Source organism: Serratia sp. PAMC26656, assembly GCF_016469055.2.
GTDB classification, from domain to species: domain Bacteria; phylum Pseudomonadota; class Gammaproteobacteria; order Enterobacterales; family Enterobacteriaceae; genus Serratia; species Serratia plymuthica.
In genome coordinates this window covers 5,649,486-5,661,166 of sequence record NZ_CP150486.1, presented here as the reverse complement: position 1 = coordinate 5,661,166, position 11,681 = coordinate 5,649,486, and the positions used below count along the sequence as shown (strand labels likewise).

General features: G+C 55.8%; 12 protein-coding genes. 10 read left to right on the top strand and 2 right to left on the bottom strand.

Annotated elements, in window-relative coordinates; translation table 11 throughout:
• Positions 1 to 681 precede the first annotated feature (681 nt).
• From rpmH to JEM67_RS27450, 9 genes are all read left to right on the top strand, one after another.
• Entirely contained in the window at positions 682 to 822 is a 141-nt protein-coding gene (gene rpmH / locus JEM67_RS27490) for a 50S ribosomal protein L34 (protein WP_004093983.1), read from the top strand.
• An 18-nt stretch (positions 823 to 840) separates the two neighbouring features.
• Positions 841 to 1,200 (top strand): ribonuclease P protein component, encoded by a 360-nt coding sequence (gene rnpA / locus JEM67_RS27485; protein WP_004950547.1) that lies wholly within the window; start codon positions 841 to 843, stop codon positions 1,198 to 1,200.
• Positions 1,164 to 1,421 (top strand): membrane protein insertion efficiency factor YidD, encoded by a 258-nt coding sequence (gene yidD, locus JEM67_RS27480; protein WP_004933881.1) that lies wholly within the window; start codon positions 1,164 to 1,166, stop codon positions 1,419 to 1,421. The genes rnpA and yidD overlap by 37 nt, the downstream gene beginning before the upstream one ends.
• Positions 1,422 to 1,423: 2 nt before the next feature.
• Complete coding sequence (gene yidC, locus JEM67_RS27475; RefSeq protein ID WP_004950541.1) at positions 1,424 to 3,061, top strand: membrane protein insertase YidC; 1,638 nt, start codon at positions 1,424 to 1,426, stop codon at positions 3,059 to 3,061.
• Between the two features lie 98 nt (positions 3,062 to 3,159).
• The gene (gene mnmE / locus JEM67_RS27470) at positions 3,160 to 4,524 is read left to right on the top strand and encodes a tRNA uridine-5-carboxymethylaminomethyl(34) synthesis GTPase MnmE (protein WP_199636368.1); all 1,365 of its coding nucleotides are present in this window, start codon (positions 3,160 to 3,162) and stop codon (positions 4,522 to 4,524) included.
• A 120-nt stretch (positions 4,525 to 4,644) separates the two neighbouring features.
• Positions 4,645 to 5,958 carry a lysine N(6)-hydroxylase/L-ornithine N(5)-oxygenase family protein gene (locus JEM67_RS27465; RefSeq protein WP_199636367.1) on the top strand — a complete coding sequence of 438 codons (1,314 nt, stop codon included), beginning with the start codon at positions 4,645 to 4,647 and terminating at the stop codon, positions 5,956 to 5,958.
• Positions 5,959 to 6,054: 96 nt separating this feature from the next.
• Positions 6,055 to 6,780: a 4'-phosphopantetheinyl transferase family protein gene (locus tag JEM67_RS27460; protein WP_199636366.1), complete on the top strand. Its 726-nt coding sequence runs from the start codon at positions 6,055 to 6,057 to the stop codon at positions 6,778 to 6,780.
• Positions 6,781 to 6,955: 175 nt separating this feature from the next.
• A complete protein-coding gene (locus JEM67_RS27455) occupies positions 6,956 to 7,522 on the top strand; it encodes an NADPH-dependent FMN reductase (protein ID WP_199636365.1) in 567 nt (188 codons plus the stop codon).
• A gap of 96 nt (positions 7,523 to 7,618) precedes the next feature.
• Positions 7,619 to 8,668, top strand: a complete 1,050-nt coding sequence (locus tag JEM67_RS27450; RefSeq protein ID WP_199636364.1) for an alpha/beta hydrolase — start codon at positions 7,619 to 7,621, stop codon at positions 8,666 to 8,668.
• A gap of 34 nt (positions 8,669 to 8,702) precedes the next feature.
• On the opposite strand, the gene JEM67_RS27445 is transcribed toward JEM67_RS27450, so the two are convergent.
• Complete coding sequence (locus JEM67_RS27445; RefSeq protein WP_013815077.1) at positions 8,703 to 10,040, bottom strand: NCS2 family permease; 1,338 nt, start codon at positions 10,038 to 10,040, stop codon at positions 8,703 to 8,705.
• A gap of 223 nt (positions 10,041 to 10,263) precedes the next feature.
• Here JEM67_RS27445 and yieH point away from each other — a divergent pair, with 223 nt between their 5' ends.
• Positions 10,264 to 10,929, top strand: coding sequence for a 6-phosphogluconate phosphatase (gene yieH / locus JEM67_RS27440; protein ID WP_199636363.1), 666 nt, complete (start codon positions 10,264 to 10,266; stop codon positions 10,927 to 10,929).
• A 10-nt stretch (positions 10,930 to 10,939) separates the two neighbouring features.
• Here yieH and JEM67_RS27435 read toward each other — a convergent pair whose 3' ends face one another.
• Positions 10,940 to 11,680 carry an amino acid ABC transporter permease gene (locus JEM67_RS27435; RefSeq protein WP_004950516.1) on the bottom strand — a complete coding sequence of 247 codons (741 nt, stop codon included), beginning with the start codon at positions 11,678 to 11,680 and terminating at the stop codon, positions 10,940 to 10,942.
• Between the last annotated feature and the right edge of the window lies 1 nt (position 11,681).

Here is an 11,681-nt window from a genome sequence, read left to right as displayed (position 1 = left end):
GGCGGACTCCACTCGAACAAGATCAATAAAAGAAAAGAATCAGGCTAATTTTTTATAACTCATGATTTTTGACACATGCCCGGCATCGGCTGAACACCAGTGGGGCATGCGAACCGCCTTTCACGGTTTATGTCCCTCACGATCCCCGCTTGAGAGATCGCGATCGGAATGACGGATCATAGCGCAATCCGAGCAAGAGATCCTCCCCTTCATCACAGATTAGATCCATTTTATCCACAGGCCGCGGCCTGCGGCGATCTTTTCGCCATCCAAGTCAAATTACAGGCGAGATCCCGCCAGAAGGACGGTATTTTTTACATTGTCAACCGGTTATACCCAGTTATCCACCTCGGATCCTGGCTTTTAACCGCAAGGATCGCTTCAGGATCCTTGCGGTTTACCCCCGAATCCGTATAATATTCGCCCTACGTGTAATACCTGGTTCCTTATGGTGAGTCATTAGCCAGACAGGATTCAGCTGTGACCACGGGCCAAGACCGGATTTTACTCCGTATTGGCAGACAACCAGGTAGGCTCGCGCGATGTGAATTGACTCAGGACTGTACAATTATTACAATCCCGCCTCTTTATATATTGCGATTGAGGCGTCGGTAGCTTTCACGCCGAGTAGCCAAACGCATTTGACTTATTGTCCTTATTTAAGTTTAGGTAGAAATCGCCATGAAACGCACTTTCCAACCGTCCGTATTGAAGCGCAACCGTAGCCATGGTTTCCGTGCTCGTATGGCCACCAAAAATGGTCGTCAAGTTCTGGCCCGCCGTCGTGCGAAAGGCCGTACTCGTCTGACTGTTTCTAAGTAATAAAAGCTAACCCGCTGAGTGGTTAAGCTCGCTTTTCCCAGGGAGTTACGTTTGTTAACTCCCACTCATTTCACTTTCGTCTTCCAGCAGCCACAACGGGCTGGCACGCCGCAAATCACCATCCTCGGCCGCCTGAACCAGCTGGGGCATCCCCGCATCGGTCTTACCGTCGCCAAAAAACACGTCAAACGCGCGCATGAACGCAACCGGATCAAACGCCTTACCCGCGAGAGCTTCCGTTTACGTCAGCACGAGTTACCGGCGATGGATTTTGTCGTGGTGGCCAAAAAAGGGATAGCGGATTTGGATAACCGCGCGTTGACGGAAGCTTTGGAAAAATTATGGCGTCGCCACTGTCGCCAGGCTCCCGCATCCTGATCGGGCTGGTGCGGGCTTACCAGCTCGTCATCAGTCCGTTGCTTGGGCCTCGTTGTCGCTTCCAGCCGACATGTTCTCATTACGCAATTGAGGCATTAAGCAGGTTTGGCATGATAAAAGGCAGTTGGTTAGCATTGAAACGCGTATTAAAATGCCACCCCTTGAACCCAGGTGGCGATGATCCCGTGCCGCCGAAAACCGACGATAACAGAGAACACTAACGATGGATTCGCAACGCAATCTTTTCCTCATCGCTCTGCTGTTCGTGTCTTTCATGATCTGGCAGGCTTGGCAAACGGACAACGCTCCGCAACCAGTCGCCCAGACCACGCAACAGACTTCGAACACAGCTACCGGTGATGCTGCAAGCCAGGCTGTGCCAGCCAGTGGCCAGGGTAAACTGATTACCGTTAACACTGACGTGCTGTCGCTGACCATCAACACGCGTGGTGGTGATATCGAGCAGGCTAAACTGTTGGCCTACCCGGATACCCTGGGTTCATCGACTCCATTCCAACTGCTGGAAAACACCCCGTCATTTGTTTATCAGGCACAAAGCGGTCTGACCGGCAGAAACGGCCCGGATAACCCGGCAAACGGCGAACGCCCTTTGTTCCAGGCGGCGCAGGACAACTACACCCTGCCGGAAGGCCAGGATGAGTTGCGCATCCCGCTGACCTTCACCGGCAAAGACGGTGCGGTTTACACCAAGACTTTCGTGCTCAAGCGTAACCATTACGCGGTTGGCGTTGACTACAACGTCGACAACAAAAGCACCGCTCCGCTGGAGCTGACCCTGTTCGGCCAACTGAAGCAGACTACAGAGCTGCCTAAACACCGCGACACCGGCAGCAACAACTTCGCTCTGCATACCTTCCGTGGCGCGGCGTACTCTTCCAGCGAAGACAAATATCAGAAGTATGCGTTCGACAAGGACGAAAACCTGAATGTCACCACTCAGGGCGGTTGGGTTGCGATGCTGCAACAGTACTTCGCCACCGCGTGGGTGCCGGCAACTCAGGGCAGCAATACCTTCTATACCGCTAAACCTGGCGACAACCTGTCCACCATCGGCTTCAAATCTACCCCGGTTGTGGTGCAGCCTGGCGCGCAGCAACAGCTGAATGCCACCCTGTGGGTTGGTCCGGAGCTGCAGGATCAGATGGCCCAACTGGCGCCGCATCTGGACCTGACCGTGGATTACGGTTGGTTGTGGTTCATCTCCCAGCCGCTGTTCAAACTGCTGAAGTTCATCCACGGCTTTATCGGTAACTGGGGCTTCTCGATCATCATCATCACCTTCATCGTGCGCGGCATCATGTACCCGCTGACCAAAGCGCAGTACACCTCGATGGCGAAAATGCGCATGCTGCAGCCAAAACTGCAGGCGATGCGTGAGCGTATCGGTGATGATAAACAGCGCATGAGTCAGGAAATGATGGCGCTGTACAAGTCCGAGAAAGTGAACCCATTGGGAGGTTGTCTGCCGCTGGTTATCCAGATGCCAATCTTCCTGGCGTTGTACTACATGTTGATGGGCTCGGTTGAGCTGCGCCATGCGCCGTTCGCTCTGTGGATCCATGACCTGTCGGCGCAAGACCCGTACTACATTCTGCCAATCCTGATGGGCGTGACGATGTTCTTCATCCAGAAGATGTCGCCAACCACAGTGACTGACCCGATGCAGCAGAAAATCATGACCTTTATGCCGGTGATCTTCACCGTGTTCTTCCTGTGGTTCCCGTCTGGTCTGGTGCTGTACTACATCGTCAGTAACCTGGTCACCATCCTCCAGCAGCAGCTGATTTACCGCGGCCTGGAAAAACGTGGCTTACACAGCCGCGACAAGAAAAAGACCTAAGCGTATTGTAGGGGTTTGGCGCGCTGAACCCTTGCAGCGAAAGATAAGAGGCGGTCATTAGACCGCCTTTTTGCATATTGTCAGAGAGAAGACCTGCTATGAGCACCACCGATACCATCGTAGCCCAAGCCACTCCGCCGGGACGCGGCGGCGTCGGCATTCTGCGTATTTCCGGTCGTGGCGCGAAAGACGCCGCCCAGGCCCTGCTTGGCAAATTGCCGAAACCGCGATACGCCGATTATCTACCGTTCCGCGACGCCGCAGGCGCCACCCTGGATCAGGGCATTGCGCTGTGGTTCCCCGGCCCAAACTCGTTTACCGGCGAAGACGTGCTGGAACTGCAAGGCCACGGTGGGCCGGTAATCCTCGATCTGCTGCTGAAACGCGTGCTGGCGCTGCCCGGCGTGCGCATCGCGCGGCCCGGTGAGTTTTCCGAACGCGCCTTTCTCAACGACAAGCTGGATTTGGCGCAGGCCGAGGCCATTGCCGACCTGATCGACGCCAGTTCCGAACAGGCGGCGCGTTCCGCAATGAACTCATTGCAGGGGGCGTTTTCCACCCGAATCCACCAGCTTGTGGAAGCACTTACTCACCTGCGAATCTATGTGGAAGCCGCGATCGACTTTCCCGATGAGGAAATCGACTTCCTGTCTGACGGTAAAATCGAAGCGCAGCTCAACGGCGTGATGGCCGATCTGGACAACGTACGCGCCGAGGCACGTCAGGGCAGCCTGCTGCGCGAAGGGATGAAGGTCGTGATCGCCGGGCGGCCAAACGCCGGTAAATCAAGCCTGCTCAATGCATTAGCCGGCCGCGATGCGGCGATCGTCACCGACATTGCCGGCACCACCCGCGACGTACTGCGCGAGCATATTCACATCGACGGCATGCCACTGCACATCATCGACACCGCAGGCCTGCGTGAGGCCAGCGACGAAGTGGAGCGCATCGGCATCGAACGTGCATGGAACGAGATCGAACAGGCCGATCGTGTTCTGTTTATGGTTGACGGCACCACCACCGCCGCAACCGAACCGGCAGAGATTTGGCCAGAGTTTATGGCGCGCCTGCCGCACAGCCTGCCGATCACCGTGGTACGTAACAAAGCCGATATCACAGGTGAAACGCTGGGCATGACCGAAGTAAATGGTCACTCACTTATTCGCCTCTCGGCGCGCACCGGCGAAGGCATCGACCTGCTGCGCGATCATCTGAAACAGAGCATGGGTTTCACCAGCAATATGGAAGGCGGCTTCCTGGCGCGTCGTCGCCATCTGCAGGCGCTTGAACAAGCGGCCCAGCATCTGGTCGAGGGCAAAGAACAGTTAGTGAGCGCTTACGCGGGGGAGCTGCTGGCCGAGGAACTGCGTCTGGCGCAGCAGGCACTGAGTGAGATCACCGGCGAATTTACCTCAGATGACCTGCTGGGGCGCATTTTCTCCAACTTCTGCATCGGAAAATAATCGGCTGCGGGTGCTGAAAAGGGTACCCGCATCCCCCCATCCCTTCGTTGTTTTCCCCTTTGCCCGCCCAAACTAGCCTAAGCTTATCTCAGCGATTTTTGCCGGGAGACATAAGCATAAATGAACAAACCATTGGATTTACTGGGCATCGGCCTGGGGCCATTCAATCTCAGCCTGGCAGCCATGGCTTTTGAAAGCGGTGAGGTGAACTATGCCTTTCTCGATCGCAACGCCAGCTTTCGCTGGCATCCCGGCATGTTGCTACCCTCGGCTTATATGCAGACTTATGTGCTGCAGGACTTAGTGACCGCCGTTGCACCGCGCAGCCAGTTTTCATTTATCAATTATCTGGTCGAGCAGAAAAAAATTTACCGTTTTCTGATCACCGAACAGCAAATTATCAGCCGTGAAGAGTTTTCGGACTACCTAAGTTGGGCCTGCGATAGATTAGATGGGCTACAGTTTTCGCAGTCGGTAGAAAGCATTGATTTTGACGATGACCAGCAGCTGTTTGAAGTCCGTACCCTCAACCAAACCCTGTGGGCAAAAAACATCTGTCTGGGCACCGGCCACGATCCCTGGATCCCCGATGAGTTCTACCCGGCTCTGGGGGAAAATTGCCTGCATGCCGCAGAGATCGCCCTCCGCAATCCGGATCTTACCGGTAAACGAGTGATGGTGGTGGGCGGAGGCCAAAGCGGCGCCGACATTTTCCTCAATGCGCTGCGCGGGCATTGGGGAAAACCGGCGCAGCTGGACTGGCTTTCCCGCCGGCCCAACTTCCAACCTCTGGATGAATCCGCCTTCACCAATGAGTATTTCACCCCGGAATACGTCGATTATTTCTATACGCTGCCGCAAGATATCCGCGAGCGGGAAATCAAGGCGCAGAAGCTGCCCGCCGACGGCATCAGCAACCACACGCTGCGTACCCTGTATCGCGAGCTGTACATGCGTTTTGACGTAATGCACCAGACCCGTAACGTGCGCCTGTTGCCGCATCGAACGCTGTTGGCGATCGAGCCAACGGGAAAGGATTTCCAATTGCGCGCCCGGCATGGCCTGGAAAATCGTCAGGAAGGATTTAATGCCGATATGGTCATTTTAGCCACCGGCTACCGCCCTTCGCTGCCTTCCTGCCTGAAACCGCTGTTGCCGCGTATCCCCTTCGACAATCAACAGCACCTGCCGCTGTTACCGGATTTTAACCTTGAGTGGCAAGGACCGGAGCAGAACCGGATTTATGCGGTAAATGCCGGTATCCACAGCCACGGCAGCGCTGAAGGCGGCCTGAGCCTGATGGCCTGGCGCTCTGCCCGCATCCTCAATCATTTGCTCGGCAAACCGCATTTTGATCTGACGCCAAATGCCTCGCTGATACAATGGTGGAGTGATGCGGCGCCAGACAATGACATTCAAAAAACAGATAAATAGGATAAACCTCATACTCTTTTTTGATGATAAATCCGCGACTTATGCTTAATCTAACACTCCTGCGTTATCAGAGACCTCTCTGTCATGGAGTGAACAATGGCGTGTCATTTTGCCCGATGGACCCCCGCTAGCGCCGCCCTGGATACCCATAGATTATCCGCCGAGGTGTTGACCGCAACCGCGGCTTTTTCCGCTAAACGCCGCCAGCGTTTCCTTCAGGGACGCATCCTGCTCGCCGAAATGATGTTTTATCTTTATGGGCTGCCGACACTGCCGCCGATAGCCACCACGCCCACCGGGCGCCCCTGTTTTGCCGACAACCACCTGCCTGATTTCAGCCTGGCCTATGCCAGCGATACGGTGGGCGTCCTGCTCAGCAATGAAGGCAAAGTAGGGCTGGATATAGAGGTCATGCGCGCGCGCGGCGGCCAGCAAAAAAAACTGCAACACCAGTATCAGACACCGACAGAGACCGCCTGGATCAGCGCACAGTACGATCGGCTGGAAGCGGAAACCCAGTTGTGGAGCATCCGCCAGAGCGTGCTGAAGCTTTCAGGTCTGGGGAATAGCGGGCAATCAACGCTGCTGCTGCACCCCTTTTCCGGCCATCTTCGCTCCAGCGCCACCCCCCAGGTTCAGGTGATGAGCGATGTCGACGAGTATCTTAGCTGGGCCTGCGCGCATGAACCCAATCTTGATCGGCTGGTGTGCTGGCAGTACGGAGAGTACAAAGGCCTGCAGAAGTACGGCGAGATCTCATCACGCACCCCCGCCATCTCCACCCGCTTTGTAAAACTGACCAGCCTGGCTCATCACCGCTGATATCAGCGGCTTATGGTAAAAAAGATAAGATAAAACTTTCTTTAACCTATTAATTTCTGAATAAAATTGTAAAGGCAGGCAAATATGCAGGAATTGGCTATTCTCACCGCCATGTTTGCCCTACTATCGGCAGGTGTTCTAAGCTGAATCTGTTCATTCGAAAGGGAGAATCACCATGTCAGACCAAGCCTTAAAAATAGTCACCCTGCTCGGCAGCCTGCGTAAAGGTTCTTACAACGCCATGGTGGCCCGAGCGCTGCCAGACCTCGCCCCTCAGGGTGTGATCATCGAAGCGCTTCCCTCTATCCGTGATATCCCGCTGTATGATGCCGATGTGCAACAAGACGAAGGTTTCCCCGCCTCGGTTGACGCTATCGCCGCGCAAATCCGTCAGGCTGACGGCGTGATCATTGTGACCCCGGAGTATAACTACTCGGTGCCGGGCGGATTGAAAAATGCCATTGACTGGCTGTCCCGCTTACCGAACCAGCCGCTGGCCGGTAAACCGGTAGCGATTCAGACCAGCTCGATGGGACCCATTGGCGGCGCACGTTGCCAATATCATCTGCGCCAAATTCTGGTGTTCCTCGATGCCATGGTGATGAACAAGCCGGAGTTTATGGGCGGAGTCATCCAGAACAAAGTGGATGCGCAGGCCGGGCAATTGATCGAACAGGGCACGCTGGATTTTCTGACCGGCCAGTTGTCCGCATTCAGCGACTATATCCGCCGCCTGAAGTAAATTCTCTTTTTGAGGCCTTCGGCCATCAATCGGCTGAAGGCGCTACTCCCGTGAGAGGATTTTCTCTAACCCGTTAAAAAATAAAGTTATGCAATTATGTATTTTTTTATTTTAGCCCTATTACTGGCTTTATTCACCAGACCTTTGCTCGCCGCAGAAATGCGTTATCCCGCCGGGGAAGAACCGATCGAGCTGCCGGCACATAGCCCGCTGAACGCCCAGTTGCCGCGTACCGTCCAAAGCCAGGAAGACAAGAAACTCGGAGCCATGTCGCTCTATTTGACGCTGATGCGCGAAGATGGAAGCAACGTATGGGCCCCCTATCAGTTAGCGGCCTCTTCGGCTGAAAAGGGCCAGACAGAGCTGGCTGAGCGCTATCTGCAACTGAGCGCCAATCGTGGGCTGTGGTATTACTATACATTGCTCGAAGACGACGCCTTCAACAGCATCCAGCACCGCGCCACCTATCAGTCGATCCTCGCCGCCACCAAGGCTCGCTACCTGCAGCATGCCCCATTGTTTGAAGGCAAAGCCAGCTACGCCATACCGGACGGCGCTCCTCCGGCTGGAGGATGGCCAACCGTGGTGTTCCTGCACGGCTATGGCAAAGGCGCCAATATCAGCCCCGAAGAACGCTTGCTGTTCAGTGAGATGGGCGTCGCCTATATTGAGATCAACGGCACCCAGATGCTGTCGGAAAACAGCTTCCGCTGGTCGACTTACAGCGAGGAAAGTACCCAGAGCGCCATTCAACAGGCCCTCCGGCCGCAGAAAGAATTACAGCTCAACCCGCAAAAGATCTACCTCACGGCCCGCGGACAAGGGGCGTTGCATGCCGCCAATCTGCTGAGCAAGTATCCGCAGTTTTATGCCGGCGCAATGCTGATTGCACCCAATGGCGGGATCAAACCGGCGCAACAGTCGCTGGCGGCGAACAAAAAGGTGGTGGTGGCGTACTACGATCGGCAAAACTTCAGCGATCAGGCGCTGGCACTGCACTTCGCCAATCTTTTCAGCGAAAATAATCAGGTGACGACATTGCATTTTCCCCAGGGGGAGAACGCGGAAGGCGGCTGGCAGGCGCGTTTCAAACGGCCATTACAGTGGGTATTGAATCAGGCACCGGACGCGAAGCCTGGGGCATAGAGAACAGGGCCGACGCTTGTCGGCCCTTGTCGTATTAATGACCGTCTACAAAGACAATCTTCAGTATAAACAGCAGCGCCACGACAACCACGCAGGGGCTGATTTCACGCCAGCGGCCGGTACCGAGCTTCATCACGCAGTAAGAAATAAAGCCCAGCGCGATGCCTTCGGTGATCGAGAAACTGAACGGCATCATCACCGCAGTGACAAACGCCGGCACGGCCTCGGTCAGATCATCCCATTTCACGCGCGCCAGGCTCGATGTCATCAGCACGCCAACGTAGATCAAAGCGCCGGCGGCGGCATAAGCCGGCACCATGCCCGCCAGCGGCGACAGGAAGATCACCAGCAGGAACAGGATACCGGTCACCACCGCCGTCAGGCCGGTGCGGCCGCCAACGGATACGCCGGCAGAGCTTTCAATGTACGCGGTGACGGAAGAAGTGCCGACAAACGAACCGGCGACCGAACTGATGCTGTCCACGTACAGCGCCTGTTTCATGCGCGGAAACTTGCCCTTATCGTCGGTCAGCCCCGCCTTATCGGTCACGCCAATCAGGGTGCCGGAAGAATCGAACAGGTTCACCAGCATGAAGGAGAAAATCACCCCTGCCAGGCCGATATTCAGCGCCCCGGCCAGATCAACCTGGCCCACCACCGAGGTAATGTTCGGCGGCATGGAGAACACACCGCCGTATTTAACATCGCCCAGCGCCCAGCCGATCAGTGTGGTTACCACGATGGAAACCAACACCGCTGCATGGAAATTGCGTGAGGACAGCACGGCAATGATAAAGAAGCCTAGCGCGCCCAACAGCACATTGTGCGAGGTCAGGCTGCCGATGGTGACCAGCGTGTCCGGATTGGCCACCACGATGCCGGCATTTTTCAGCCCCATCATGCCGATAAACAAGCCGATACCGCTGGTGATCCCCACCCGCAGGCTCATCGGAATGTTGGCAATCATCCAGTAACGGATGCGGAAAATGGTCAACAGCAACAAACCGACAGCGCCCCAGAAAATAGCGCCCATGCCGATCTGCCACGAAATGCCCATGGCGCCAACCACCACAAAGGCGAAGAACGCATTCAGGCCCATCGCCGGCGCCAGCGCCACCGGCAGGTTAGCCAGCAAACCCATAAAAATGCTGCCAAAAGCGGCAATCAGGCAGGTTGTTACGAACACCGCCTGCGTATCCATGCCCGCCGCGCCCAGGATCTGGGGGTTAACGAACACGATATACACCATGGTCAAAAAGGTAGTAATACCGGCAATCGTTTCCGTACGCGCCGTGGTTCCATGCTGCTTGAGTTTAAACACGCGCCCAAGCAAGCCTTGCTCAACGTCAAGGCCAGATACTGGTTTGCTCATTATCAGAATTCCGAAGAGGGGAATGGACAGTCGTTGGCTATCCTATAACAAAAAGTCTGGCTTTTGACGCAGGTCACAGGTTTTTTTCGCCGTCTTTACGGCCAAAGTAGTCAACAGACTGTATTTGTTGATATTCATCGGCAAAGTGGATTAAGGAGTCGCAATCTTGCCTGATGCGGTTAAAGTGGTTTTATCGCCGCTTAACCGAAGGACGCTTACCCTGATGAATCAGATTGACTGCATTTTGTTTGATTGCGACGGCACGCTGGTAGACAGTGAAGTGCTGTGCAGCAAGGCCTATGTGCATATGTTCGCCCACTACGGCCTTCAACTGTCGCTGGAAGAGATGTTCAGGAAATACAAAGGGATAAAGCTATACGAGATCATCGAGCAGATTAATGCGGAGCACGGCATCACGCTGCCGAAAGAGGAATTGGAGCCCTTATATCGCCGGGAAGTAGCCCGTCTGTTCGACAGTGAGCTACAGGAGATCGCCGGCGCGTGCGAGTTGCTGGCGCAAGTAGCTGTGCCGATGTGCACCGTCTCCAACGGCCCGGTCAGCAAAATGCAGCACTCGCTCGGCCTGACCGGCATGCTGAACTATTTTGATGACCGGTTGTTCAGCGGCTATGACATCCAGCGCTGGAAACCGGACCCGGCGCTCCTGTTCCACGCCGCCGAAAAAATGCAGGTGCCGGTAGAGCGTTGTATTCTGGTGGATGATTCCGCCGCCGGAGCCCAGGCCGGGATCGCTGCCGACATTCCGGTGTTTTACTTCTGCGCCGATCCGCACAACCAGCCTATCGACCACCCGTTGGTCACCCCGTTTGACGATCTGGCCCAACTTCCGGCGTTATGGCGGGAACGCGGCTGGCGGTTGACCCGTTAATCGGCCCCGATCAGCTCGCCGGCAGCGGCGGTTTGTTGCGCCACCAGCGCCAGGAACGTTTCAATGCCCTGGCCTGCGGGCTGAGGCGGCGGTTGACCGCATTGGCCAGCAGATCAAGCGCCAGGCAGAACACGAAGTACACCAGCGCGACAAACAGGAACACTTCCATTGGGTAAACCATGCTGCGGTTATTGACCTGGGTCGCCAGAAAGGTCAGTTCGCTGACGCCCACGATATAAGCCAGCGAAGTGTCCTTGATCAGGGAAATCCACTGGTTGATAAACGACGGCACCATCATGCGCAACGCCTGCGGCAGCACGATCATGCGCAGCGTTTGCCAACGCGTCAGCCCCAGCGATAAACCGGCCTGCCACTGGCCGGGACCAATGGCGACAATGCCTGCCTTCACCGCATGGGCCAGATAGGCCGAAGCGATCAGCGCCAATGCGCAGACCACGGTAGTGATCTCCGGGATATCCACGCCAAACAGGATCGGCAGCAGGAAGTAGGTCCAAAAAATCAGCATGATGACCGGGATTGCGCGGAAAAAGCCCAGCACCGCAGCCAATAACCCGGCGGCTACGCCGCGCGACATCGCCAACGCCACGCCCAGCAGCGTGCCGAGGACAGCCGAAGCCACACCGGCCATCAGGCTTATCGCCAGCGTCAACGCCGCGCCGCCCAACGGCCCATCCGGCCAGGTGCCCCATAATAAATACCCCAGATTGTCGTAAATAACGCTGAAATCCATG

Excerpts from the sequence above, each read along its gene's own strand:
- rpmH (WP_004093983.1), top strand. The coding sequence starts at position 682 with ATGAAACGCACTTTCCAACCGTCCGTATTGAAGCGCAACCGTAGCCAT.
- yidD (WP_004933881.1), top strand. The coding sequence starts at position 1,164 with ATGGCGTCGCCACTGTCGCCAGGCTCCCGCATCCTGATCGGGCTGGTG.
- yidC (WP_004950541.1), top strand. The coding sequence starts at position 1,424 with ATGGATTCGCAACGCAATCTTTTCCTCATCGCTCTGCTGTTCGTGTCT.
- mnmE (WP_199636368.1), top strand. The coding sequence starts at position 3,160 with ATGAGCACCACCGATACCATCGTAGCCCAAGCCACTCCGCCGGGACGC.
- JEM67_RS27465 (WP_199636367.1), top strand. The coding sequence starts at position 4,645 with ATGAACAAACCATTGGATTTACTGGGCATCGGCCTGGGGCCATTCAAT.
- JEM67_RS27460 (WP_199636366.1), top strand. The coding sequence starts at position 6,055 with ATGGCGTGTCATTTTGCCCGATGGACCCCCGCTAGCGCCGCCCTGGAT.
- JEM67_RS27455 (WP_199636365.1), top strand. The coding sequence starts at position 6,956 with ATGTCAGACCAAGCCTTAAAAATAGTCACCCTGCTCGGCAGCCTGCGT.
- JEM67_RS27450 (WP_199636364.1), top strand. The coding sequence starts at position 7,619 with ATGTATTTTTTTATTTTAGCCCTATTACTGGCTTTATTCACCAGACCT.
- JEM67_RS27445 (WP_013815077.1), bottom strand. The coding sequence starts at position 10,040 with ATGAGCAAACCAGTATCTGGCCTTGACGTTGAGCAAGGCTTGCTTGGG.
- yieH (WP_199636363.1), top strand. The coding sequence starts at position 10,264 with ATGAATCAGATTGACTGCATTTTGTTTGATTGCGACGGCACGCTGGTA.
- JEM67_RS27435 (WP_004950516.1), bottom strand. The coding sequence starts at position 11,680 with ATGGATTTCAGCGTTATTTACGACAATCTGGGGTATTTATTATGGGGC.